At 35.6% G+C, this 25,373-nt stretch carries 31 protein-coding genes; 19 read left to right on the top strand and 12 right to left on the bottom strand.

The annotated features are described in order from the left end of the window. Window positions 1-26: 26 nt before the first annotated feature. Window positions 27-383 (bottom strand): IS66 family insertion sequence element accessory protein TnpB, encoded by a 357-nt coding sequence (gene tnpB / locus MKY81_RS10360; RefSeq protein ID WP_107920684.1) that lies wholly within the window; start codon window positions 381-383, stop codon window positions 27-29. After that, entirely contained in the window at window positions 377-700 is a 324-nt protein-coding gene (gene tnpA, locus MKY81_RS10365; RefSeq protein ID WP_107920685.1) for an IS66 family insertion sequence element accessory protein TnpA, read from the bottom strand. Before tnpA ends, tnpB begins: the two co-directional genes overlap by 7 nt. Window positions 701-886: 186 nt before the next feature. Between tnpA and MKY81_RS10370 the strand changes: the two genes are divergently transcribed. The 3 genes from MKY81_RS10370 to MKY81_RS10380 all read left to right on the top strand — a co-directional run bounded on the left by MKY81_RS10370 (window position 887) and on the right by MKY81_RS10380 (window position 3,234). Beyond that, on the top strand, window positions 887-1,261 hold the full coding sequence (locus tag MKY81_RS10370; RefSeq protein WP_341117707.1) for a hypothetical protein: 375 nt from the start codon (window positions 887-889) through the stop codon (window positions 1,259-1,261). Between the two features lie 337 nt (window positions 1,262-1,598). Next, window positions 1,599-1,901, top strand: a complete 303-nt coding sequence (locus MKY81_RS10375; RefSeq protein ID WP_066232858.1) for an ArsR/SmtB family transcription factor — start codon at window positions 1,599-1,601, stop codon at window positions 1,899-1,901. 133 nt (window positions 1,902-2,034) lie between these two features. Further along, window positions 2,035-3,234 carry an MFS transporter gene (locus MKY81_RS10380; RefSeq protein WP_108070801.1) on the top strand — a complete coding sequence of 400 codons (1,200 nt, stop codon included), beginning with the start codon at window positions 2,035-2,037 and terminating at the stop codon, window positions 3,232-3,234. A 1,046-nt stretch (window positions 3,235-4,280) separates the two neighbouring features. On the opposite strand, the gene fic is transcribed toward MKY81_RS10380, so the two are convergent. Then, complete coding sequence (gene fic / locus MKY81_RS10385; RefSeq protein WP_425319819.1) at window positions 4,281-4,835, bottom strand: protein adenylyltransferase Fic; 555 nt, start codon at window positions 4,833-4,835, stop codon at window positions 4,281-4,283. A gap of 341 nt (window positions 4,836-5,176) precedes the next feature. Here fic and MKY81_RS10390 point away from each other — a divergent pair, with 341 nt between their 5' ends. The 9 genes from MKY81_RS10390 (at window position 5,177) to MKY81_RS10430 (ending at window position 12,309) form a co-directional block, all read left to right on the top strand. Beyond that, window positions 5,177-5,611, top strand: coding sequence for a MarR family winged helix-turn-helix transcriptional regulator (locus tag MKY81_RS10390; protein WP_066232724.1), 435 nt, complete (start codon window positions 5,177-5,179; stop codon window positions 5,609-5,611). Continuing rightward, window positions 5,608-6,153 (top strand): NADPH-dependent FMN reductase, encoded by a 546-nt coding sequence (locus MKY81_RS10395; RefSeq protein WP_066232717.1) that lies wholly within the window; start codon window positions 5,608-5,610, stop codon window positions 6,151-6,153. The genes MKY81_RS10390 and MKY81_RS10395 overlap by 4 nt, the downstream gene beginning before the upstream one ends. Window positions 6,154-6,432: 279 nt before the next feature. Then, on the top strand, window positions 6,433-6,651 hold the full coding sequence (locus MKY81_RS10400; protein WP_108070799.1) for a hypothetical protein: 219 nt from the start codon (window positions 6,433-6,435) through the stop codon (window positions 6,649-6,651). Between the two features lie 245 nt (window positions 6,652-6,896). Further along, window positions 6,897-7,268 (top strand): DUF956 family protein, encoded by a 372-nt coding sequence (locus MKY81_RS10405; RefSeq protein WP_108070797.1) that lies wholly within the window; start codon window positions 6,897-6,899, stop codon window positions 7,266-7,268. A gap of 441 nt (window positions 7,269-7,709) precedes the next feature. Then, a complete protein-coding gene (locus MKY81_RS10410) occupies window positions 7,710-8,681 on the top strand; it encodes a mannose/fructose/sorbose PTS transporter subunit IIA (protein WP_108070795.1) in 972 nt (323 codons plus the stop codon). Between the two features lie 35 nt (window positions 8,682-8,716). Continuing rightward, complete coding sequence (locus MKY81_RS10415) at window positions 8,717-9,523, top strand: PTS mannose/fructose/sorbose transporter subunit IIC (protein ID WP_341117713.1); 807 nt, start codon at window positions 8,717-8,719, stop codon at window positions 9,521-9,523. 18 nt (window positions 9,524-9,541) lie between these two features. Next, window positions 9,542-10,453: a PTS system mannose/fructose/sorbose family transporter subunit IID gene (locus tag MKY81_RS10420; RefSeq protein WP_341117714.1), complete on the top strand. Its 912-nt coding sequence runs from the start codon at window positions 9,542-9,544 to the stop codon at window positions 10,451-10,453. Window positions 10,454-10,611: 158 nt separating this feature from the next. Then, window positions 10,612-11,628 carry an oxidoreductase gene (locus tag MKY81_RS10425; protein ID WP_341117715.1) on the top strand — a complete coding sequence of 339 codons (1,017 nt, stop codon included), beginning with the start codon at window positions 10,612-10,614 and terminating at the stop codon, window positions 11,626-11,628. A gap of 396 nt (window positions 11,629-12,024) precedes the next feature. Then, window positions 12,025-12,309, top strand: a complete 285-nt coding sequence (locus tag MKY81_RS10430) for a hypothetical protein (RefSeq protein WP_108070788.1) — start codon at window positions 12,025-12,027, stop codon at window positions 12,307-12,309. Window positions 12,310-12,591: 282 nt separating this feature from the next. Here the strand turns inward: MKY81_RS10430 and MKY81_RS10435 are convergent, their stop codons facing one another. The 8 genes from MKY81_RS10435 to MKY81_RS10470 form a co-directional block, all read right to left on the bottom strand. Beyond that, the gene (locus tag MKY81_RS10435) at window positions 12,592-13,137 is read right to left on the bottom strand and encodes a hypothetical protein (protein WP_108070786.1); all 546 of its coding nucleotides are present in this window, start codon (window positions 13,135-13,137) and stop codon (window positions 12,592-12,594) included. A gap of 288 nt (window positions 13,138-13,425) precedes the next feature. Continuing rightward, a complete protein-coding gene (locus MKY81_RS10440; RefSeq protein ID WP_341117716.1) occupies window positions 13,426-13,830 on the bottom strand; it encodes a GNAT family N-acetyltransferase in 405 nt (134 codons plus the stop codon). A 141-nt stretch (window positions 13,831-13,971) separates the two neighbouring features. Beyond that, on the bottom strand, window positions 13,972-14,307 hold the full coding sequence (locus MKY81_RS10445) for a hypothetical protein (RefSeq protein ID WP_445663927.1): 336 nt from the start codon (window positions 14,305-14,307) through the stop codon (window positions 13,972-13,974). Then, window positions 14,300-14,656: a hypothetical protein gene (locus MKY81_RS10450; RefSeq protein ID WP_341117718.1), complete on the bottom strand. Its 357-nt coding sequence runs from the start codon at window positions 14,654-14,656 to the stop codon at window positions 14,300-14,302. The genes MKY81_RS10445 and MKY81_RS10450 overlap by 8 nt, the downstream gene beginning before the upstream one ends. A 29-nt stretch (window positions 14,657-14,685) precedes the next feature. After that, the gene (locus MKY81_RS10455) at window positions 14,686-14,880 is read right to left on the bottom strand and encodes a hypothetical protein (RefSeq protein WP_341117719.1); all 195 of its coding nucleotides are present in this window, start codon (window positions 14,878-14,880) and stop codon (window positions 14,686-14,688) included. A gap of 14 nt (window positions 14,881-14,894) precedes the next feature. Continuing rightward, window positions 14,895-15,302: an Hsp20/alpha crystallin family protein gene (locus MKY81_RS10460; RefSeq protein WP_108070780.1), complete on the bottom strand. Its 408-nt coding sequence runs from the start codon at window positions 15,300-15,302 to the stop codon at window positions 14,895-14,897. Between the two features lie 142 nt (window positions 15,303-15,444). Next, window positions 15,445-15,690 (bottom strand): hypothetical protein, encoded by a 246-nt coding sequence (locus MKY81_RS10465; RefSeq protein ID WP_107921298.1) that lies wholly within the window; start codon window positions 15,688-15,690, stop codon window positions 15,445-15,447. A 31-nt stretch (window positions 15,691-15,721) separates the two neighbouring features. Further along, window positions 15,722-16,207 (bottom strand): spore germination protein, encoded by a 486-nt coding sequence (locus MKY81_RS10470; protein ID WP_181294609.1) that lies wholly within the window; start codon window positions 16,205-16,207, stop codon window positions 15,722-15,724. Window positions 16,208-16,401: 194 nt separating this feature from the next. Between MKY81_RS10470 and MKY81_RS10475 the strand changes: the two genes are divergently transcribed. The 3 genes from MKY81_RS10475 (at window position 16,402) to MKY81_RS10485 (ending at window position 19,603) form a co-directional block, all read left to right on the top strand. Beyond that, window positions 16,402-17,379 (top strand): ring-cleaving dioxygenase, encoded by a 978-nt coding sequence (locus tag MKY81_RS10475; protein ID WP_107921300.1) that lies wholly within the window; start codon window positions 16,402-16,404, stop codon window positions 17,377-17,379. 159 nt (window positions 17,380-17,538) lie between these two features. After that, window positions 17,539-17,835 (top strand): hypothetical protein, encoded by a 297-nt coding sequence (locus MKY81_RS10480; RefSeq protein WP_328018977.1) that lies wholly within the window; start codon window positions 17,539-17,541, stop codon window positions 17,833-17,835. 562 nt (window positions 17,836-18,397) lie between these two features. Beyond that, window positions 18,398-19,603 (top strand): IS256 family transposase, encoded by a 1,206-nt coding sequence (locus MKY81_RS10485; protein ID WP_341116671.1) that lies wholly within the window; start codon window positions 18,398-18,400, stop codon window positions 19,601-19,603. Between the two features lie 416 nt (window positions 19,604-20,019). Here the strand turns inward: MKY81_RS10485 and MKY81_RS10490 are convergent, their stop codons facing one another. After that, complete coding sequence (locus MKY81_RS10490; RefSeq protein ID WP_084347716.1) at window positions 20,020-20,931, bottom strand: DUF4349 domain-containing protein; 912 nt, start codon at window positions 20,929-20,931, stop codon at window positions 20,020-20,022. 197 nt (window positions 20,932-21,128) lie between these two features. Between MKY81_RS10490 and MKY81_RS10495 the strand changes: the two genes are divergently transcribed. Genes MKY81_RS10495 through MKY81_RS10510 form a run of 4 tightly spaced genes read left to right on the top strand, consistent with a single transcriptional unit; the run spans window position 21,129 to window position 25,038 of the window. Further along, window positions 21,129-21,926 carry an SGNH/GDSL hydrolase family protein gene (locus tag MKY81_RS10495; protein ID WP_341117725.1) on the top strand — a complete coding sequence of 266 codons (798 nt, stop codon included), beginning with the start codon at window positions 21,129-21,131 and terminating at the stop codon, window positions 21,924-21,926. Then, complete coding sequence (locus MKY81_RS10500) at window positions 21,923-22,837, top strand: ABC transporter ATP-binding protein (protein ID WP_341117726.1); 915 nt, start codon at window positions 21,923-21,925, stop codon at window positions 22,835-22,837. The genes MKY81_RS10495 and MKY81_RS10500 overlap by 4 nt, the downstream gene beginning before the upstream one ends. Continuing rightward, a complete protein-coding gene (locus MKY81_RS10505; protein WP_066232700.1) occupies window positions 22,830-23,810 on the top strand; it encodes an ABC transporter permease subunit in 981 nt (326 codons plus the stop codon). The genes MKY81_RS10500 and MKY81_RS10505 overlap by 8 nt, the downstream gene beginning before the upstream one ends. 34 nt (window positions 23,811-23,844) lie before the next feature. Next, entirely contained in the window at window positions 23,845-25,038 is a 1,194-nt protein-coding gene (locus tag MKY81_RS10510) for a class I SAM-dependent rRNA methyltransferase (protein ID WP_341117727.1), read from the top strand. Window positions 25,039-25,373: the final 335 nt, after the last annotated feature.

Below are 25,373 nucleotides of genomic sequence, written 5' to 3' on the forward strand. Positions count from 1 at the left end.
AGGTAAATTCCCTGATTTTTCATTATTTAAATTACTGTTCTTGCTGTTACAACAGGGTGTGCCTGTTTTTGTTCCAATGATAATCCATCTAATAACCACCTTAATTGGCGTGGACTTATTTTCAGAGGACCCGAATTATTATCTGATGGCCAATGAAAATTTCCTCTCTCCAGCCGGCGATAATAAAGCCAAAAACCGTTATGATCCCATTGAAGAATTTTCAACTTGTCTCGCTGCCGGTTACAAAAAACAAATAAACTCGAAGAAAAAAGATCTAACTCGAATTCTTCTTTTACAAGAGCAGCCAATCCATCGATAGATTTCCGTAAATCTGTGACACCTTGTGCGAGGTAGACACGATCAACCGTAACTTCTTTTAGCATACTGATTTCAATGCCTTAACTACTTCCGCCAGTAGTGTTGGATTAAAGCCAGGTTTAACCACGATGGATGCTGAACCAACATTTATATGTAATGTTTCATTCTGTTGCTCAGATTCTTCTAATGTAACCGGAATCCACTTGCTGTTAGAATCTTGGGTTGAATAGAAATTATCGGCTTTATAAAGCCAATACTTTAACTGATGAATACTTATTTCATTGATTTCACACCATTTGGATTGGGTGAGGCCACTCGCTCTGAAAAGAGCGATCCTACGCTCCCATTCCTTACGCAATTCTGGATTATTTCTTTGGGACATAAAAAAACCTCCTCAAACTTTGATTTGAAGAGATTATCTCACAGGTACTATATATGTTAATAGGTGTATTCTATTTGACTCTTACCCTTAAAATGGGAGGATTTTCGGGAGAAAAATATCCTATTTCGTATTATTGAGGCAAGAAAAGGAACTATAAATATTACCTTTGGATATGGTAAAAGAATTATGTTCGACCATATTGGCTTTTTAGTATCTGATAAAGAACGAGAGAAAATATGTGAAAATGCCGTTAAACTCAGTTGGAAAGTTGATAAAAGAGAACGCAGAACCTTCATATCAACACCATATCATTTTAGAATAGAGCTTCAGACCAATACGGACGTAGTAGATTCCCTAAATAGTAAGATAAATTTACAAGAATTAAAGTTGGAAACCAAAAAAGCAGGATTAGAAAGCGACCTTTTAACTTTATTTGGTACATCTAAAAATAGAGTGTATTCGGAAATTGGAGATGTAGTAACAATTAAACAAGCTATAATTAATAATCTGATTTCTTCACCAATTGTGGATCCTAATGGTGTTAGAATCATCAATGAATAAGCTTTGAATTTGTAAAGAAATGTACTTAAAGTAACGTGGGCCTTAGTTTAATAAAATATGTTTAAAATTAATTATAAAAAATTGTATAATCAAACCGAAAACCGTCATTTTGATCAATCTATTTTTCAAAATAACGGTTTTTAAATACATTGGAAAAAAGGAATTTTTTAATCAATCTTTTTTCATATCTTCTTCGATTCTTCTTAGTTGAATCAGTCAAAGTAATGGTTGTTTTTTCAATTAAAATACACGTTTTGTGTTTTTATATAGAAAGAAGTTTTGTCCTTTTAGAAAATTTGCACTTGACGTATTGATAATTCTCGATATAATGATTTGTATGAAACAAGTTGATATTTTTAAAGCATTATCTAATGAAGCAAGGCTCCAAATTTTAGAATGGCTTAAGGAACCGGATCTCCATTTTACTCCCCACGAAGGGATTGATATGAACAAAACCGGGGTTTGCGTTAGTCAAATTACAGAAAAATTGAAAATGACGCAATCGACGGCATCACATTATCTCTCGATGCTCTTACAGGCTGGACTTATAAAGGCCGAACGTATCGGTAAATTTACTTATTACAAAAGAAATGAAGATGCCATCAATGGAATCGCTGAGTTCTTGAAGCAAAAGAAATAACTGAATGAAACTGCATTCTTTAGGAGAATTCAGTTTCATTTCCGCTATTACTGGGCGATATTTTTTTAATCAAACATATCGAAAATGTTCGATATATCAATATGAAAATAAAATTATAAGGAGTGACATTATTTTGTCTAATACATTAAAGATTTATGTTTTGGCTATCGTTAGTTTTTTAGTAGGAACTTCCGAATATATTATTTCGGGAATTTTAGATACGATTGCGGATTCTCTTGGAATAACTTTGGCTGCGGCAGGTCAATTAATTACAATATTTTCACTTGTTTATGCAATATTTACACCTATTTTTATGGGAATAACGTCTAGTGTTGATAGACGAAAATTAATGGTTTTTTCGCTAGGTTTGTTCGTAATCGGTAATATCTTAGCATTCATCCTACCAGGTTTCGGATTATTTGTGGTAGCTCGAGTAATTATGGCACTTGGAGCAGGGATGGTTGTTGTTACGGCATTAACTATTGCCGCAAAGATAGCACCAGAAGGTAAACAAGGTAGCTCAATTGCTACGGTGGTTATGGGCTTTACGGCTTCATTAATCATAGGAGTACCTCTTGGAAGAATTATTTCTAGTGCGTTCGGTTGGAAAGCTGTTTTGGGTGGTATAGCATTGCTAGGAATTCTTGCAATAATAATAATTAGAGCATCTATTCCACCTATTAAAGGTGATAAGTCGGTACCACTATTTAAACAGTTAGCTCTCCTTAAAAAAAGAAAGGTTACAATTGGGTTAGCAATCACTTTTTTCTGGCTTGGCGGGTATTCAATAGCCTATACTTACCTCTCACCTTACTTGTTAAATGTATCAGGAATAGAGGAAAAACTTTTAAGTGGTGTATTGTTAATCTTTGGTGTCGCAAGTTTGATCGGTTCGAAATTTGGTGGATATAGTACAGATCGCTGGGGAGTTCAAAAAACACTTCTAGGTGGAATGTCGTTACATATCATTATGTTAGTATTATTATCTCTTGTAACAAATTCTTATATTAGTGTTCTAATTATATTAATACTATGGTCATTTGCTGCTTGGTCATCGGGACCAACACAGCAATATAACTTGGCTACCATCGAACCAGAGTCAACAGGTATATTATTAGGTTTAAATCAGTCAGTAATGCAACTGGGAATGGCAGCTGGTGCAGGAATTGGAGGTATTTTTGTTGAGAAAGTATCACTATCTTCAGTTACCTGGATAGGTGCACTAGGAGTTACAATAGCTATTGTAGCAACTTTGCTAATTTCCCGGGCACAGTCATTCAAGATGTCAGTAGCGTATAAAACCTCAGTTAGTAGAAAAATAGATTTAAAATAATAAAGTTATAGAAAAGGTAAAATATTATTTATGAACCAGCAAGGGCATATGCCTATTAAGTGATCAATTAAGAGGAGAACTAAATAAAAAGTATTTTAAAAGGTTGCTACTTATACGTAGCAGCCTTTTACTATCGGGGCAGTCAATTGAAGAAGGGTTTTCGGTTAATTTTATAGAATTAGAATGAGGAGAGCAGTAACTCCTATTGATATATATCGAGAAATTATGGGTGTACCTTTACCAAAAGTATGGAAGAGATTATTACCGTTGCAGATTATAGTAAGGAAAAACATAATTCTTGGGAACTCCAACAGATTGAAATTTTAAAACAATAAGGGATTTCTTTATTCAATTAACGGTTGCAAGAGGCAAAGAAGATGAGGTCGCCGTTTAAGTAGTTCCGATAACGTGAAAAAAGCTAAAATAGCAGCACAAATAATATGAGCTTCTTAGATTAAATAACAATATAATTAGCACACAAAAATCTTGGGATTTTCCAAGCTTTTGTCTTAATATGTTTTTAAAGGAGAAGTTGTACAAGCTCATTAGACGCGAAATCGAGTTTGATAAATAAGCGGAGAAAGTTCTCTTAATTAGAAAATAACGCTGAAAATTGCTAAAATAGACGGAAGAATTCCGACTATTAACTCAAAAAACGTGAAAATGGGTAATTTTTCTTTGCTTAATCGGAAAACCTCCGCTTATGTTCTTCGAACCAAGCTCTATTCTGCTGTATAACCGGAAAATATTCGCTTATTTTTAATGGTTGCTCAAAGAGGACATTAATTAACTACTGAAGTAAAAAAGTCAACATACCAATTAGCATATGAATTAACATAGTAGTTAGCACGTTGACAACAACAATAGTCAAAATGTTTTTTAGGTTGCGATTTTACTTGCTTATTAAAGTAGTAATATCACATAATCGTTTAGGGCTGGGTGTTTTAGCACACCGATGTGTTAACTCCACTGTTGGTTTATCATCGCTTGAATTCGATACCACAGAAACCCCATATCAAATTTCGCAGAAATTAAGTGGGGAGTGCTCATAATTCTTCTATATCGTATTCGGAATATCCCTCGTAATAGTAACTTACGTCTATTCCCTTCATGAATATTTCTCTATCATTAATTTTATCTGACAAGGCTTTTTTTAAGATATGTTTAATTTCAATATCTTTCACCGGACTGCGTTCCATAGCCATTAGATAGTCCTCTTTATCGACTAAATTCCAGTCAATAACTTTTTGAATCTCAAACTTTAGCATCAGATCAAGCCAAATTCTGGCGCTTCTGCCGTTACCCTCACGAAATGGGTGAGCGATATTCATTTCAACGTATTTTTCAATAATCTCGTCGAAGGAGTTTTGAGGCATCTTGTCTATATAATCCATAGAATGTTTTAGATACATAACTGGAGCAAATCGGAAATTTCCCTTAGCTATATTTATATCACGCAATTTTCCGGCAAAATCATAGATATCTTCAAAGAGATAGGTATGAATATCGCTTAAGCCTTTATAAGTTCCTACTTCAATAGAATGAATATCACCTGAGTCAAAGAGTTGTTTCGCTTTTTGCTTCGATATTTTTTCTTCCATTCGGTTGAGTTCAACCTGATTGCTAATTCCAAGTTTATTGTCTAGGGCCACGTTACCACTCCTTCCTCTCTTTATAAAACCAATATATTTTGAAACATAAATTTTTTCCACGCTAAAAATTATCTGTAGGTATCTATAGTATACCATATGGTTATTGGAATTTAAGCGCGAATGAGGATTTGGAAACAGTGTAAATGTCTAACCATAAAATTTACATTTGATAGAAAAAATTGTCCACATCCAGCAAAAAGAAACAATTGATTTGACAAAGATTTTACTAATAGATATAGTTGATATGTCAATGTTGTTTAGTCAACAAAATAAAGGAGGTTCCTAACCTTTTGAACTTAGATGATAACGTTGGGGTTTTAATTCGTAATGCTGATTTGACGATTACAAGTTATGTTAGAAAACATTTGGAGCCTTACAATCTTGCTCCGGAGCAAAATCTAATCATGAGGATGCTTTGGAACGAAGATGGAATTTCGTCGACTGAACTTGTGTCCCATCTTAACAAGGATAAAGCGAACATTGCACGCATGATCGCGAGCTTGGAAGGAAAGGGCTTTATCAAAAAAGTCGATGACCCTTCAGATAAACGGACCTTTAAAGTTCATCTAACGGAAGAAGGCAAACGGCTTGCACATTTAGTTGAACCCGTTCAACAAAAAATGCGCGACACTTTAACTAAAGGGATGACGGAAGAAGAGGTCAACGAACTGCAAAAGCTCATCACGAAAATTATTAATAATATTAAAGGAGATTATCATTCATGAATATCGTTACAATTGTGGGAAGTATCCGAAAAGAATCTTATAACATGCAACTTGCGAAAACGATGCAAGAACGTTACAAAGAAAAAATGAACATTGAAATTGCTGATATCCGTTCATTGCCTCATTATGACCAAGATGAAGAAAATAACCCACCAAAGTCTGTAAAGGAATTCAAAGAGTCAATTGCAAATGCGGATGGGGTTATTATCATCACTCCAGAATACAATTGGTCAATCCCAGGTGTATTAAAGAATGCAATCGATTGGGCTTCAAGAGTCGAGAAAGTATTCATCGGTAAACCAGTGATGGCTGCTGGCGTTAGTATTGGAATGGCAGGAACACTTCGCGCACAACTACACTTGCGCGAAATCCTTACAGGTCTCCAAGCTAAATTACTTCCACCTAGCGGCAACGAAGTACTAATTAACTTTGCCTCTCAAAAATTCGATGAACAATCAGGTCAGCTAGTTGACGACATGACACTTGGATTTTTGGATGGTGTTGTGGATAAATTTGTTGATCATATAAAAGCTTCTAATTAAGAATATAGAAACTTTTAGGGGATATATTTTTGTTAGACAGTTAAGGCATGACACAACAATGATTGAGTTACACCCATCATATGTTGGAAATTTAAAATTAGAAAATTATATGGTAATTCCAAAGGAAAAGCATACGAAAATCACTAGTTGTTTCGCCAATTACTAAAGAAAAGAAAATGTCCCACAATTAGCCTTCAATGGCTAATTTTTTTGATTGAATAAAGAACTAATGTTCGGATATAATAAGAACATAAGTTTGTGTTTTAGGAGGGTCAATCAATGAAGGGATTACTTTTAAAGTCTGCAACAACTGGGGAGCATTTAGAAATGATTTATTTATCTGCAAAAGGTGAGATTACACAACGTATTATTCGTGCGGAAAGAATAGGTGAAGAATCGTTTAAGGCATATTGCTTCACTCGTAGGCAGTCTCGAACGTTTAAAATAAGTAACGTTTTATCGATTGCTCCTATAAGACATCATAGACGGGGCGCATAATTATGAGTATCAATGATCATCGATTAAAAAGGATTTTTTATGGTTGAACATGTATCACAAATAAAGGAAATGTGAATAGAGAGTAATAAATTAAAAACGCCTATGTAGGATGAAGACAGAATTCTAGCAATTAATCGGTCTATTATAATTTAAAAAAATACTTGAACTTTTCCCAAATGCTTTTTGCTTAAAGTGAAAAAAAAGGTATAATAATTTTTATTAAAAGAAAGAAGTGAGGAAATCGAATGGTCCAATCAATCAATACAAAAGTCGATTTAGTTATTAATGCAACCTCACATATGGGAATTGCAGATTATGGTAAAATTATGATCGGAGACAAAGGATTTGAATTCTTCAATAATCGTGATGCTCGTAAGTTTATTCAAATTCCTTGGGAAGAAGTTGATTACGTAATCGCTTCAGTCATGTTCAAAGGGAAATGGATCCCACGTTATGCCTTTCAAACGAAGCGAAATGGGATGTATACATTTTCTTCTAAAGATCCAAAAAAAGTTTTGCGAGCAATTCGTGAATACATTGATCCGGATCATATGGTTCAATCTTTAAGCTTCTTTGATGTTGTCAAACGCGGCTTGAAGAGGAAATTAAAAAAGTAATCGTTTTACATTCAAGACAGATTAGAACTTGTCTTTTTATGGATGGATATGGCAACGGATAAACGGTCACTAATTATAAAAAAATTTCCGATCTTCCCTCTTGAAAGATGAATATTCCGTATGCTATAATATTCTATGGAAGCTCATTAAAGTGATGAAGAAGCTGTTTATTCAACAATAGAGCGTTTACAAAATAAATTTAATAGCCATCGTCATTATTTTTACGTGTTACTGATTCGATCAGGCATGAGTGAAAAGTATTGATTGGAATGAAGAATCAGGGGCATTCTATACCCATATCTTCATTTAATCGACTTTTTGCTCATGCCTTTTTTATTATTTTCTTGTTGAAACTGTAACCGCTTTAGATGAGCTGAAAAAATACAGCTAAGCTTACCATATTTATATAGCTGTAACAATAATAATAGAGGAGGTAAAAAGATGGTAGGAATTATCATTGCTAGTCACGGTGAATTCGCTAATGGTATCTTGCAATCTGGAGAGATGATCTTTGGAAAACAAGAAAATGTAAAAGCAGTTACATTGATGCCGAGCGAAGGACCTGACGATGTAAAGGCAAAAATGAAAGAAGCAATCGCCTCTTTCGACAACCAAGACGAAGTATTATTCTTAGTCGATCTTTGGGGTGGAACTCCTTTCAACCAAGCCAACAGCTTGTTTGAAGAACACAAAGACAAATGGGCAATCGTTGCCGGTATGAACTTACCAATGTTGATAGAAGCTTTTGCATCGCGCTTCTCAATGAACACAGCCCATGAAATTGCCGCAAATATTTTGGCTCCGGCTAAAGAAGGGGTTAAAGTAAGACCTGAACAATTAGAACCAGCGACGGCACCTGTTGCTACTGCTGCTAAACCATCAAATGCAGGTGCACCTGGTAAATTTGAATACGTGTTAGCACGTATCGATTCACGTCTTCTTCATGGACAAGTAGCGACTGCTTGGACAAAAACGACACAGCCTACACGTATCATCGTTGTTTCTGATGCAGTTGCGAAGGATGATCTTCGTAAGAAATTGATCCAACAAGCTGCTCCTCCAGGTGTAAAGGCACACGTCGTTCCTATCAATAAAATGATCGAACTTGCAAAAGATGATCAACACTTCGGTGGTCAGCGCGCGTTACTTCTTTTTGAAAACCCGCAAGATGCACTTAGAGCGGTTGAAGGTGGCGTTCCATTGAAAACAATCAACGTTGGTTCTATGGCCCACTCACCTGGTAAAGTTCAACCGAATAAAGTGTTGGCTTTTAACCAAGATGATATTGATACTTTTGCTAAGTTAAAAGAACTTGGTGTGAATTTCGATGTACGTAAAGTTCCGAACGATACAAAAGGCGACATGGGCGAAATTATCAAAAAGGCTCAAGATGAGTTAAATAGACAAAAATAATCCTAAATATCAAAGAGGACGGAGGATTAATAATCATGGATTTGAATATGATTCAAATAATCTTAGTCGTTATCGTAGCATTTTTAGCTGGTATGGAAGGAATCTTGGATGAGTTCCAATTCCACCAACCACTCATTGCTTGTACGTTAATCGGCTTAGTAACAGGAAACTTGGTACCATGTCTTATCTTAGGTGGTACGCTTCAACTAATCGCTTTAGGTTGGGCAAACATCGGAGCTGCCGTAGCACCGGATGCTGCGCTAGCATCAGTTGCATCTGCAATTATTTTAGTTTTAAGTGGACAAGGTAAAGAAGGTGTTTCTTCGGCAATTGCAATCGCTGTTCCGCTTGCCGTTGCGGGTTTATTATTAACAATCATCGTTCGTACGATTGCAACAGCATTAGTCCATTTGATGGATGCTGCAGCGAAAGAAGGAAACATCGGCAAAGTTCAATTTTGGCACATCGTGGCTATCTGTTTACAAGGGTTACGTATTGCCATCCCAGCAATATTAATCATAGCAATTGGTGCAGCACCAGTTAGAGACCTGCTCACATCGATGCCAGCTTGGTTGACTGACGGTTTAGCAATCGGTGGGGGAATGGTCGTAGCCGTTGGTTATGCAATGGTTATTAACATGATGGCTACAAAAGAAGTATGGCCATTCTTCGCAATCGGTTTCGTATTAGCGACTGTTTCACAAATTACACTTATCGGACTTGGTGCTATCGGTGTGGCTCTTGCACTTATCTATATAAGCCTTTCCAAACGAGGCGGTTCAGGTAATGGCGGAAACGAAAACACTGGTGATCCACTAGGCGATATTATTGATAATTACTAAGAGGGAGGGGAAATAGAAATGGAAAAAGAATTAAGATTATCCAAAAAAGATCGTATTTCTGTTTGGTGGCGTTCCACTTTCCTTCAAGGTTCTTGGAACTATGAACGTATGCAAAACGGTGGCTGGGCATTTTCAATGATTCCCGCAATCAAGAAATTATATAAATCAAAAGAAGAACGTGCTGCAGCACTAAAGCGTCACTTAGAGTTCTTTAATACTCACCCATATGTAGCTTCACCAATTATTGGTGTAACCTTAGCGCTTGAAGAAGAACGTGCAAACGGTGCGCCGGTTGACGACACAGCCATTCAAGGGGTTAAAGTTGGTATGATGGGACCTTTAGCTGGTATCGGGGATCCAGTTTTCTGGTTCACGGTTAGACCAATCCTAGGTGCGTTAGGGGCTTCTCTTGCTTTAACCGGTAACATACTTGGGCCAATTATTTTCTTCGTTTTATGGAATCTTATTCGTATGGGATTCACTTGGTATACGCAAGAATTTGGTTACAAAGCTGGTTCAAAAATTACGGACGATTTATCTGGAGGATTACTTCAAGATATTACGAAAGGTGCATCAATTCTGGGGATGTTCATCCTTGGTGCATTAGTTAACCGTTGGGTAACTGTAAAATTCACACCAGTTGTATCTAAAGTTAAACTTAGCGAAGGTGCTTATATTGACTGGGATAAATTACCTTCTGGAGCGCAAGGGATTAAAACTGCGTTGGAACAGCAAGCAGGTGGTCTTGCATTAGACCCTGTTAAAGTAACTACTTTACAAAACAACTTGGATAGCTTAATTCCTGGTTTAGCAGGACTTGCGATAACACTTCTTTGTATGTGGTTGCTTAAAAAGAAAGTTTCTCCAATCGTAATGATTCTTGGTTTGTTCGTGTTAGGTATTGTCTTCCACTTAATCCACTTAATGTAATAAAATATAAATAAAGCAGCACCTCCTAGTATGATGATGCAAGGAGGTGCTTTTCATACAACATAACAAAATTGTAGCTTGTTTTGAAGTCCGATTAATCGCAAAAAACACGGGTTGAATGTATTATTGAAATATAATATATATTTTAGGGGGTTGCTATGCTTACTATCGGTTATATTGGAAATGGGAAAAGCACGAACAGATATCATCTACCCTTCGTACTTCAGAGGGACAATATAAAGGTGAAAACAATTTATCAAAGAAATCCTAAGCATGAAAGCTGGGATAGGATTGCAGGAGTAAAATATACTTCTGATTTAGATGAATTATTAAATGATAAGGACATTCAACTCATTGTGATTTGCACAAAAACGGACAGTCATTATGAATACGCAAAATTAGTATTAGAACATAATAAAAACTGTTTGGTTGAAAAGCCTTTTATGGAAACCTCAGATCAGGCAAAAGAAATATTTGCAATGGCAAAAGAGAAAGGATTAATTGTTCAGGCGTATCAAAATAGACGCTTTGATAGTGATTTTTTAACCGTTCAAAAGGTCATTGAAGAGGGGAAATTAGGGGACTTGCTTGAAGTGGAAATGCATTATGACTATTACCGTCCCGAAGTACCAGAATCTGTTCATTCTTTTGATCCTGTATCGTCATTTTTATATGGACATGGCTGTCATACACTGGATCAGGTAATCAGCTATTTTGGCAAGCCGGACGATATCCATTATGATGTAAGGCAATTATTAGGACAAGGAAGAATGAATGATTATTTTGATTTAGATTTATATTATGGTAAGTTAAAGGTTTCTGTAAAATCCAGCTATTTTAGACTTAAAGAAAGACCAAGCTTCGTCGTTTATGGCAAAAAGGGATGCTTTGTAAAAGAAACGAAAGATCGTCAGGAAGAACATCTAAAAGTATTTTACATGCCAGACAACAAAGATTTTGGAATAGATACAATAAATCATTATGGTGTACTAACATATATTGATGAAGAAGGTACAATCCACGAAGAAAAAGTGAAATCCGTTAACGGCGACTATGGACGGGTTTATGATGATTTATATGAAGCCATCATAAATGGAAAAGATAAAACCATTACAGACGAACAGACAGTGCTGCAAATGGAAATATTAGAAACTGGCGTTAAAAACTTAAAGTAAATGTGTAAAAAAAGCTTGTTATCCAAAAAAACTATTCAAATAAAATTAACGGGTTTTGTTTTCGAGTACAAAAAGTTAAATAACACATTATTAGCAGTCGAATTCGCATATGAATTTGACTGCTTCTTTTTATTGTCTTAATGGGATAATTAAGGTAAGTATGAGTAATTTAGGACCCTAAATCCACCTCTTTTAACAAGGTGACAGAAGTTTATGTACCTTTGCTAATTCATAAGTTAAAACTGTGCAAAGCCTTTAACCGATTTTCTTATTTATAAAAATAGATTTTTTAGATAGTTCTGTTAAAATAAAGAGAAATGTTATTCAACTAACGAGACAGGATTTCAAAATAGGATAGCTGGACCTTTTAATATATTAGGTAATGGAGGCATAATTATGTGGTTAATATTAGGACTTATTGCCATAGTAGCAACTTTTATAAATATTTATATGTATAATACAGGGAAAAATTATAAACTTGCGATGGCAATGGGATTATCATTTACAGCATTGACACTCTGTACAGAACATAGCCTTGTATCTAACTGGGTAAAAGGCGAAGATTGGTCAGCTTTATTGGATGTTGTGCCTACTATGGAAAAGGCATTATGGTTTTTGACAATTATTTCTATCTTACTAAATATAACACCTATACTTTTAGAACTAAAATATAAAAAATAATTACTTATTGTCACATCATTTATATAATATGCAATGGTTGTGGGTAAGTCATTATGTATAACAAACGAAGGCATTAAGTTGAATAACCAAATATATTGAAAAATGCTCTGAGTTTATACGCTCTGAGCATTTTATTTGTCAATTATTATGCCAATTAGCTTGTTAATTCAATTGCTGATATGACCGTGATTTCACTAACAATTTTATATTTTGTACTATAAAACAGCATATGCAAAAAATAAAAATAGTTTATGAGTGTTTTTTGTTTTTTTAGGGGAAATTTCATTTTTGCATATTTGGTTTACTACTTTTACGAAGTAAATCAATTCCCTTCTTTTTGACTACTTCTTCAATATATACACCTAGATCTTGAAGAAATTCTTCATCCGTAGATCCTTTTTTGAACTTGTCAACTATTTCTAGTGGGTCATAAATTTTGACTTTCTTCTTTGTTAATTGTCTAATTACACCTGGGATTACATTTAAACTTTCACAATCAAAGTGAAATATATTACCGTCCTTTAAAATAAACACAAATTCTGGGAAAAGTACTTTACCTACAGCAAAGCTAACAAAATTGCTTAATTTATGAACTGCAGAAACTTTTACGCTTTGAATATCTTTATATTTTATTTCTCCTACTAACTTTTTCTTTGTTAGCAACAAAAATGATGACTGTTCTTTGATTTTTATTGAAAGATCATCTAAATAAAGGTAGCATAGAGGCGGATATTTTATTGGAGCAATTGGGAACTTTTTACCTTCTACTGTTATTACAGCCTGTAAAATCCTTTCTTTTGCAAACTCATTAAACTCAACTAAATTCATAATGTTCCCCCTTTTTATAAAATTATGCCAATGGGAAAATTTTAAGATAAAAACCTTATATTTTCAATACTATGAACTAAAGATCGTCTAATTAACAAAGATACAGTACGGAGATCTCTTTTTTAAAGTTTAGGAAAAAACGAATGACGAGAACTACCCAGAATTGATGATGTTTAGTTAAAAAAAGATTTTACACGGATCTGAGTAAACCAACTACATTATAAACAAGGGAACTCCTTAGCCATTTGGAGTTCCCTTGTTTTAGCTTTTCAATATATAAAAAGGTACTTATCTTCCAGCTTGCCTATGATAATTCCTGACAATCATCCCATTCGTTTTCATCATGCTAAACCCTTCATAATAAGAGACTAAGTCATCATCACAGCATAAATCAATCATGTAGATGTCAGATAGTTCTTTCATCATCCGATTCACCAATTCTTTGCCTATTCCTTGGTTTTTGTATTCTGGTAAAACCTCAAGAAAGGGAATGTAGGCAGAGAGCACCCCATCGCTTATAGCGGTAATAAATCCGACGACATCATTAGTCGTATCATCAAGCGCAATAATTACATTGCTGCTATTCTTTAACAACTTTAAGTGAGTTTGTGTATTTGGTGGATCTGGCCAATCAACGAAAAAACCGTTTAACATATCAGTAGTTATACTGTCTAGTGAGTTTGTGTATATCATCCTATATCAGCTCCTAATTTATTTTTCTAAGAGTTGATACAGATCAAAAGTAAAGTAACAAAGGATAACCTCCAAGTATTTAAGTACTACAAAATAATTTCTACATAAAAACTAAAATTCCTTCATTACCTTATTTAAAAATTAAACATCCACTTGAATCTCATCCGACTCCATCTCTTCCTCAATCTCTAAATCACTGTCCACCATTGCCTCAGCTAGTTGAGCAATATGTTGTGGAACAGCTTGATCTTCCTCCGGATCATAGTGAAAGACATCTTTAATGTCTTTCTCCTCTAAAGTAGCTAGAATATCATGAATGTCTGTATGATCCCCGGAAATCGATCCAAACCCTTGGTTTTGCTTCTTATAATTCACAAATCCGCTCGGAAGATTATTTCCGAGGTTGACGCATGATGCACCTTCGACCGTTCCTATGGAAATGGTACCGATGAAAAAAGAAGGAGAAAATCTATTCACTATCATCTTCCTTTCCGTTTTTAATCGAATAAGGAGTAGGTTTTCCATTTATTTTAATCTCAATGTCTTTTTCTTTTTGTTGCTTGGAAGTGGATTTTTTTGTTTTCATTTTCGCATGAACAGTAGGTGAAAACGTGTTTCCGAGATTTAACATGCCACTTAAGTCTTGAATATCAAGTTTATCAAGATGAAAGGCAAGCTCCTCAAGATTCACTTCCTTTAAATGTAAGTCTTGAATATCTATTTGAACATGAATGGATGCCGTATTTTTTTCTTGTAATATTTTTTCAAATGCATTTATTTTTTTGGACAATTCCTCAATTTGTTTAATAATATTAGTTTTATCCATACGTTCAAATCCTTTTAAGAAAAAACATTTTAATCGTTGGTTGATTTGTTTTCAACGATTCCAACATTACCTCTCACCTTAGCATTCTTGCCGTTTATGTGACCAAAACCCTCATTTTGAATCGTGCTATTCACTCTGCCTTTTTGAATATTCGTTCCGATAAAAAATCCTGAAGAAGCTGCTATTTTATTTATTTTTAAAGAACTGTATTTAAGTAAGGTCATAATATACCTCCTCGTTAAAAAACAATTTCTTCTTCCGGTCCTGAATGATCAACTAATGGAATTTGGATAAATAAGATCCCATTCTCGAGGTTTGCTTGTAATTGATGCAGGAGACAGTCCTTTGGAAGAGAAATTTTTTTTTGGAAAGGTCCATAGTACCGTTCCTGCGAAAAAACCCGTACTGTTTCACTATGAAAGTGATCTGGAATGGCTCCAGCTATTATTAACGTTTTATCCTGTAATTTTACGGAGAGGTCTTCTTTCTTGATGCCGGCAACATCTGCAGTTATAAAAAAGGTATCATTCGTTTCATATATGTCTAGACGCGGGCCGATAAAAGGAGCAATTTCTGATAAAAGTTCAGAAAAATTCGATCCTAACTTTTGCTTTACATCGGAATGATAGCGTTTTTTGCGCCCCATTTTGAACTCCTTTAATTCGTTATCTTTCTATATATATGTATTGGTATTGGCGGTCATGCTCAAATAAAAAAAGTATCGATTACGTTGTAATCAATACTTATCATTTGCTTGTCGGGGTTAAACAAGGCGCTTTTAACTTTTCTTACACCGTTTGACCTTGGGCACTAGGTGTTATATTTGCGTTATTCATTTGACCATCCAGTAGATCAGTATCGATAATAACCGTGCCATTCGCCGTATTCAAAAAGAGTCCGGCTTGAATACCTTGTCCGTTATTTGTCTTTCTATGCGCAGCCCAGCCGGGTAATTGATTTTGACCAATAGAAATAGTTGCATTCGTGTTTTGTGAATTTACATTGATTGAACCTATCGCAAAGGGTATTGCCAAAAAGCTCCCCTCCTTTAATATTTGAATCTGGCTAGGTTGGAATGCCAATATTGGAATTCGTGATTGTGGAGTCGATCATATCACTGTCAGCAATGGAGTTTCTATTGTTGGTATTATTAATCGCGCCAATTAATTTCCCTTGCCCAACATTTCGTTTGCTATGTGAACTCCAGCCATTTAAGGAATTATCGCCAATCGTTAATGCTGAATTGGATTCTAACACATTTATATTAATCTCTCCGATATCGAACTGATTATTATTCCTTTCCATCTGTTGATCCATTAAGTGATAAGATTGGCTATTAATAGGGGTATCCACTAAATCATTATCAATGATTTGACTAAAGTTATTGGAAACTTGAGAATGGCTTAAAGATCCAAAACCATAGTTATTTTTACGATGGGAAGACCAATTATTCGCATAATTTGTCCCGACAAAAATTCCGAAAGCCGTATCGACTGAATTGACGCATATTTGATTGACCATTACCCGCATTTTCATTCTTTTACGAACCATATATATCATTCCTTAGGAAAACGTTCATCACTAAAGGATATGAATATTATCGAAAAAGAGTTCCAAACGTTATCATCAGTTGTATTTTCATTCTTTGACAGATAAAAACAATCTATGATATATTTATCTCGAATTCGAGATAATTAATAAAAAATAACATTTCAAATACAATATGTACTAATGGAGGAAGAAAAATGAACCAGCTAAAAGGTATACACCATGTTACGGCAATAACAAGCAGTGCTGAAAAGAATTATGAGTTTTTCACTTATGTATTAGGGATGCGTTTAGTAAAGAAAACAGTCAATCAAGATGATATTCAAACGTATCATTTATTTTTTGCCGATGATATCGGCAGTGCAGGGACCGATATGACATTCTTTGATTTTCCAGGCATTCCAAAAGGTGTTCACGGTACAAATGAGATTGCAAAAACCTCTTTTCGTGTTCCAAGTGATGCAGCATTGGATTATTGGGTTAAACGTTTTGATCGTTTAGAAGTGAAGCATACCGGTATTGAAGAACAATTTGGCAAAAAGACATTGTCATTTGTCGATTTTGATGATCAACATTATCAACTGATTTCTGATGAAAATAATAAAGGAGTCAAATCCGGAACACCTTGGCAAAAAGGACCAATCCCATTAGAATATGCAATTACTGGTTTAGGCCCAATTTTCGTCCGGATTGCAGAATTTGACTATTTTAAAGAAGTGATGGAAAAAGTTCTTCTGTTCAAAGAAATTGCTAAAGAAGGTTCGTTCCATCTTTTTGAAGTAGGAGAAGGTGGAAACGGTGCCCAAGTGATTGTGGAGCATAATGTGATTTTGCCTCGCGGTCAACAAGGCTATGGGACGGTTCACCATGCTGCCTTCCGTGTTGAAGACCGTTCAGTACTGGATGAATGGATTAAGCGCATGGAATCCTTTAGATTCCCAATTTCGGGCTATGTGAATCGCCACTTTTTCGAATCATTATACGCGAATGTGGCTCCACAAATATTGTTTGAATTTGCGACAGATGGTCCTGGATTTATGGGGGACGAGCCGTACGAAACGCTTGGTGAAAAACTATCGCTGCCACCATTCTTAGAACCGAAACGAGAAGAAATAGAAAAATTAGTTCGTCCAATTGATACGGTAAGAAGTACAAAGGAATTTAAAAAGGAATAATAGTGGGAAAGGGAAGCGGTTTTTGTCGAACAAAATGTGTTGACAAAGAACCGTTTTTCTTAATCCAAAAATTAGGTATTTACAAGTTGATTTCAAAGGTGTTATGGTATGCATGTTGAATGAATTTCATTAATCAATGAAATAAAGGTGGAATTTATTATGGCATATCTTGATGGCAGTAACGTATTAACTGAATCAAATATGGAATATTTATGGAAGAAAAATAAAATTACAATTGAAAACGGCTATTTAATGAGCAGTGGTTTAATTAATAATGTCCGCGTACCTCTTAAAGCGATAGAAACAGTAGTATGGGCGATTAATCCGGCAAAACCAACATTATCCCCTGCACTAAAGATTATTGGCAAAGGAATTGTATTGGCGGAAATTCAAATTGGAATTGATATTATTAATGATGTTCAAGATTGGATTTTAGAAAAACTTGAAATAGCTTAGTATTTTTTGAAATTGTTATTAGTGGGGAAAAACTCGTCAAATTGAATGACGAGTTTTTTTATAGATCTTCCCGAATAGATCGGATTCATGCAGGAAAGCAGAAGAAAAAGAGAATCTTGGTCGTCAAAAAGGAGGAATGAAGCCCAAGATGCATGAAGAAAGTAAATCTTGGTCGTCAAAGAGGAGGAATGAAGCCCAAGATGCATGAAGAAAGTAAATCTTGGTCGTCAAAGAGGAGGAATGAAGCCCAAGATGCATGAAAAAAGAGAATCTTGGTCGTCAAAGAGAAAGAATGAAGCCCAAGATGCATGAAGAAAGTAAATCTTGGTCGTCAAAGAGGAGGAATGAAGCCCAAGATGCATAAAGAAAGTGAATCTTGGTCGTCAAAACGAAGGAATGAAGCCCAAGATGTATGAAGAAAGTAAATCTTGGTCGCCAAAGCGAAGGAATGAAACCCAAGATGCCCGAAGAAAGTGAATCTTGGTCGTCAAAGAGAGAATGTATAAAATTTTGTGTAAATGGCCATAATTTTCTAATAATTATAACTAGGAGATGATCATTAATGCAAAATTTTAAGGACATGACAATCAGGGAATTGGCTGGTCAATGTGAAACTGTTGACGATATACATGCCATGATTAAGGATCTTTTTAAGGAGACTCTTCAACAGGTATTTGAAGCAGAAATCGAGAATCATCTAGGTTACTCAAAACACGATTCAAGGGGCAATAACTCGGGAAATAGCCGAAATGGGTATAGTAAAAAGACGATTAAAAGTAAGTTTGGTGAGACCGAATTAAGCATACCAAGAGATCGTAAAGGAGATTTTGAACCTCAAATCATTAAAAAATACGAAACATCCATCAATGGGCTGGAAGACCAGATTATAACCCTGTATTCAAAAGGAATGTCGACTAGAGATATTGAAAGTCACATGAAGGATATTTACGGTGTGAATGTTTCTCCAAGTTTGGTAAGTAAAGTTACGGATAAGATATTACCTCTTGTTTATGAATGGCAGTCTCGTCTACTAGACCCTGTTTATCCAATTGTGTTTTTGGATGCGATTCACTTTAAAGTGAAACATGAAAATAGAATTGTTAGTAAAGCTGCATATACAGTTTTAGGTATTAATACTGATGGAGTCAAAGACATCCTTGGTATTTGGATAGGTGAAAATGAGAGTGCTAGTTTTTGGCTAAATGTTTGTCAGGAGCTCAAAAGCCGTGGTGTCGAAGACATCCTAATCGCTTGTAAAGACGGGCTTTCTGGCTTCTCCGAAGCTATTAATGCAACATTTCCAGATACTACTATTCAGTCATGTGTTATCCACCAATTACGAAATAATATGAAGTATGTCCCAACTAAAAATCGTAAAGTGGTAATGGATGATTTAAAGAAAGTATACAAAGCTTATACGCTCGAACAGGCTGAAGTGGCTTTCGAAGAGTTTAAAAATAAGTGGGAAACGAAATATCCATCAATTATCAAATCATGGGAAAACAATTGGCTTGAGCTAACTGCTTATTTCTCTTACCCAGTAGAAATTAGAAAGTTAATATATACAACAAATACGATTGAGGCCTTTCATAGACAGCTTAGAAAGGTGACTAAAACAAAGAATGCTTATCCTAGCGATAATGCTTTAAGAAAGATTGTCTATCTCGCTACAGTAGGAGTAACAGAAAAATGGACTATTCCCGTTCCAGGATGGTTAGAATGTAGACAACAGTTCGATATTATGTTTAATGGTCGGCTTGGAAAATAATCGTTTCAATTTGTATTGGGACGTGTTAGGGCTCTGCCCTAAGGGTTTATCGCTATTGTTCTCCCAAAAGGAGAAAAAGATGGGGAAACCCCATCTCCTTTTGTGCAGAACCCTACTAGGTGCTCGGGTTGCTCCCCAGCATTGCCCTATCCCCCTAGCAGGTAAGAACATATATTTTAGTATAGTCAAAAATATGGTAACAAAATCATTTACACAAAATAATTTACATAACCGTCAAAGAAGAGGAATGAAGCCAAGATGCATGAAAAAAGGATACATGCAGGAGAGCAAAAGAAACCCAGCATTATCTACTCGAATCAAATCAAACAGATTCATGCACATAATAGCAATTTTCCCCCCACCTCCCGCATCATCCCACCGATAAACATCCATTCCACATTAATAATATAAAGTTTTTATTTATCAACCGTATTACCCGATTTCTTTTTCGCCTTTCTCCAAATTAATGTTATAACGACCCCAATTAAGCCAAGAATAACAATCACTGGTAAATAACCAACAATAAATACAAATAACCCGGAAATGAAGGAAACGATGAAATTAATGCTGTTCATAAATTGTTTTTTTGTTTTTTCCCATGTGTTTAATTGATCTTTTTCTAATCCGGGAACGACCACCTTATTTTCAAAAAGTGTTATTGTAACTGTAGACAAGCTTGTTTGATTTTCTATATATTTCATTTGACCTTGGATGGTTTCGATTTCTTCTTGAACCTTTGCGAGTTCATTTGAAATTTCTAATAATGTCTTTGTATCCTTTGCTTCATTCATAAATTGAGTTAGTCTTTTTTCGACCACCTGCTTGGATTTTAATCTCGATTTTAAATCGACATATTCTTCCGTGACATCTTGGCCGGAAATATGTTGATTTTCCGTGCGGACCCCTAATTTTTTCACCTTATCCAAGAAAGCTTGAAAGTGATCTTGCGGAATTCTCACCGTTAATGAACTTTCTTGGCGTTCTTCACTATTTTGATTCATATTTTGTTGAATTGTATAGCCTCCCATTTCAACAACCATTTTATTAATCTGATCTTGCACTTGCGCAATTTTCTTTACTTCCATGTCGAGGCTCGCATTATAAATGACCATGCGGGATTGAGATTGTTTGCTTTGCTCCTCTTTTTTATCTTGATTCGCTTCAACATGGTTCTCTTCTGTAGAAGTCTCATTGGCATAATCCGTTTTCGACTCCTGCGTTATCTTCCCGTTCTCCGCAGATTTACTGCTGCTATCCCCGCTGCTGCACGCTATTAGAAAAGTAATGGTCATGCAAAGCACAATAATTAATTTCACCAACCTACTCAAATAATCACATCCTTATGTTCTTCTTAATCTATTGGACGAAAAAATGGCAAAATAGTTACGTAATATGTATTCATATGATTCATTTATATCCATTTTTAAGATTAAGTAAAATGAATGATTATGAATAAATCCCATCATTTGCTATTCTGTAATTACTAGCAACAAATCGGAAATTTTATATAGAAAGGATTGTTCAAATGAATAAAGCATTCATTAAGATCATTTCATTTTTTTCAGTTATTTCGGCTCTTATGTGTCTTGTTGGTCTTGGGTGGGTACTTAAGGATCAATGGACAGAAGCAAAAACAATCAGCCCACCAAAACAGGCTACAGAAGCTCCCGAAATGACAACGAATCATCAATTACAAATCGCAGCACTAGGAGATTCACTTACGCGCGGAACAGGTGATCCAGAAGGAAAAGGCTATGTAGGTTATTTAATCGACGGACTGGAAAAGAAGGCAAACAAGAAATTTCTGCTCACCAATAGCGCAATAAAAGGACAAACATCCAAACAGCTCCTTTCACAAATAAAACAAACAGAAATCCAGCGTCAAATTAAACAGGCTGATTTTATCCTTTTGACGATTGGCGGAAACGACCTTTTCCAAGGCGGGGAGGCATTAATGAACCTTGACTTGAAAAAGGAGAAAAGGGCGGAACAATCATATTTAAAAAACTTAAAAAACATTTACTCAACTTTACGCTCAATCAATAAAAAAGCAACAATCTTCCATATTGGTTTATATAATCCATTTATGAAAATGGAACAATCCAAGCTCACCTCAGAGATTGTAAGACAATGGAATTACGATTCAGCAGAACTTGCAGCCGATTACAAAGAAATTGTCTATGTACCAACATTCGATCTGTTTGAACTAAATACAAATGATTATTTATTTAACGACAAATTTCATCCAAATGCAGCCGGGTATCAGTTAATAGCCGAAAGGGTTGCGTCCCTGATTACGTTTAGCGAGGAGAAATCAAAATGAGTCATGTTCCTGCTTTACAAGTAAAAGATTTAAGAAAAACAATTGGAAAGAAAGAGATTATAAAAGGCTTGAATTTTGACGTATTCCAGGGGGAAGTATTCGGTTTTCTTGGTCCAAATGGCGCGGGGAAAACAACAACGATCAGAATGTTGGTCGGCTTAATAAAACCAACCTCTGGTGCAATCTACATTGCCGGAAAAAACGTTGAAACAGAGTTTAAGGAAGCGATGAAAAATCTCGGTTGTATCGTTGAGAATCCCGAGTTGTATCCCTATTTATCAGGGTGGGAAAACCTAGAGTATTTTGCTAGAATGGATCCATCAATCTCGAATGAACGTCTGTATCATGTAACTGAATTAGTCGGATTAACAAATCGGATCCATGACCGTGTCAAAACGTATTCACTCGGAATGCGGCAGCGTCTTGGAATTGCCCAAGCTTTGCTCGGTAATCCCCATCTCCTCATTCTAGACGAACCGACAAACGGTCTTGACCCAGCAGGTATCAGGGAAATGAGGGAATTTATCCGATACTTAGCAACTGAAGAAGGATTAAGCGTTCTCGTTTCCTCCCATTTACTTAGTGAAATACAATTATTATGTGACCGGGTGGCCATCATTACAAATGGTGAAATAATCCGAACAGATACGGTTTCCGCTCTATTTACTGACAAGGAACGAGTAATTTGGAAGGTAACTCCTGTCAAAAAGGCAAAACAACTTTTGGAAGAAGTAACGACTGTTAAAGAAGGGGAAGATGCAAGCTTAATCACTCCTTTCTTATCAGATAAAATTGCCGGTTGGAATAAAAGATTAGTTGAAGCGGATATAGAAGTAAAGGAAATGAAAACCGTTTTCCCGACGCTCGAAGAGTTATTTTTAGAAATAACGGGAGGAAAAGCCATTGATTAATTTAATTTATAATGAGCAACTAAAACTTTTTCGGAAGAAACGCCTTTTTGTCATTATTTTAATCGTTGCTTTTCTCGTCCCTATTTTTACATATGCCCAATACAAGGAAGTGAAAAATACCCAGGAAAAGATGGGAACAAAGGATTGGCGTATTCAGCTTCAACAAGAGATTGTTGATATTCAAAATCGGTTATCATCAAGTCGGCTTCCTGAGGATTATGAAAAATATTTTAAAATTAGATTAGGACAACAACAATACTATCTTGATCACAATATAAATCCGAATGCACCCGGGGCACCGACATTCATGCGTGTATTTATTGAAAATGCCATCGGCCTTCTCATGCCACTGTTAGTGATGGTTATCGCAGCCGACCTCGTTTCTTCTGAGGCAAGCGGCGGAACGATTAAGTTATTATTAACAAGACCTGTGAAAAGGTGGAAAATTTTATTAAGCAAATATATCGCTTTGTTGTACTCAATTTCTTTTATTGTTTTGTGCGTAGCAATTCTTGCTTATCTCATATCAGGTGTTGTATTCGGTTATAGTGGTTGGAATATGCCGATGTTAACGGGGTTTCAAACGAATAATGAGGAATTGTTGACTGCCAATGTCCACCTTATCCCTCAATGGACTTACATATTAATGGAATTTGGACTTGCCTGGTTTGTGTGTGTCGTTGTCGGCAGCTTGACGTTCATGCTTTCGGTGCTGTTACGAAGTACGGCCGCCGTGATGGGAATTATGCTTTCAGCATTGATTGCAGGTGCGATTTTAGTAAATATGGTGTCTTCATGGGAAAGCGCGAAATACTTGTTTATGGTGAATTTACAACTGACAAATTATATTAATGGATCAAGTCCTCCAATTGAAGGAATGACACTAACCTTTTCCTTACTCGTTTTATTCGTATGGTTACTCGTTTCTTTAGTAATCTCATTTGTTGTTTTTACAAAAAGGGATGTATATTAATAGATAGAAGTCTAAAAATAGATTGGATGAAAAAATGAAAAACGAAGTACATGTAAAAGTAAAAGCAAAATTTGTAAATAAATTCAAAAGTGGCTATCCACTTATATCTAAAGATACGATTGTGAATCCGAATGTTCTAACTGATGAAGGGATGTTCATTCGCCTTGTCGATGAACAGAACCGATTTATCGCTAAAGGCTATTATGGCAAGCAAAATAAAGGGCTAGGCTGGGTCCTTAGTCAAAAAGAAAACGAGCAAATAAATCAGCTCTTTTTCGAAAACAAACTAAAAAAAGCCTTCGCTAAAAGAGAGCATTACTATAATAATCCCGAAACAACAGCCTTTCGCGTGTTTAATGGCGAAGGGGATGGAATTGGCGGGATAACGATTGAATATTTTGATGGTTATTATTTAATACACTGGTATAGTAAAGGGATTTACCATTTTCGTGAACAAATCATTTCCTCATTAAAAAATATCACAAAGTTTAAAGCGATTTATCAAAAAAAGCGATTTGATACAAAAGGAATGTATATTGAAGAAGATGATTTTGTTTCAGGGGAAAGGGGACAATTTCCGATCATCGTCAAAGAAAATGGAATGAACTTCGCCGTTTACTTAAATGAAAGTGCGATGGTAGGCGTCTTTTTAGATCAACGGGACGTAAGAAGAACAATCAGAGATAAATATGCAAAAGGTAAAACCGTATTAAACACATTCTCCTATACGGGCGCCTTTTCCGTAGCTGCCGCACTTGGGGGAGCAACCAAAACGACTAGTGTGGACTTAGCAAATCGTAGCAAGAGTAAGACAATTGAACAATTTCGTATTAATAAAATTGATGATGAAGCCCAACAAATTATTGTGGAGGATGTTTTCAATTACTTTAAATATGCCGTGAGGAAACAGCTGAAGTTCGACATGGTCATCCTTGACCCACCAAGCTTTGCACGTTCGAAAAAATATGTATTCAGTGCGGAAAAAGATTACAAAAATCTATTAAAAGAAGCAATCGCAATAACCGAAGACGATGGCGTAATCGTCGCTTCAACGAACTCCAGCTCCTTCGGAATGGGAAAATTCAAAGGCTTTATTGAATCCGCCTTTAAGGAAACAGGAGAAAACTATAAAATTTTAGAAGAATTCTCACTACCAGACGATTTTCGCACGATTAAAGAATTTCCAGAGGGGAATTATTTGAAAGTTGTTTTTATAAAAAAATGTTAAGTAGACAGTGGATCCTTATTTATAATAGGTCTGTTTTTTAAAATGTCATTTCTATTAGAATTATTAGACGCACAGAGTGGATTGGAGCGGAAGGCACTTGACTCCTGCGGGATATGCTGGACAGATGAGACCCCGCAAGAGCGGAGCGATGAGGAGGCTCATCGCCAGCCCCGCGGAAAGCAAGTGCCTGAAGCGGAAAGGAACGGCCATTTGTTTATTTCTAACGCATTTTTACAAAATAGTGGAAATGATGTCCGCTACATTCATTGGCAATCTTCTTTCCTTGACCCGCCCATCATCTTATAATAAACTTGCTTTACATTATAAAGATTCTA

Origin of the sequence: Heyndrickxia sp. FSL W8-0423 (assembly GCF_038009395.1) — a bacterium.
Taxonomy (GTDB): domain Bacteria; phylum Bacillota; class Bacilli; order Bacillales; family Bacillaceae_C; genus Heyndrickxia; species Heyndrickxia sporothermodurans.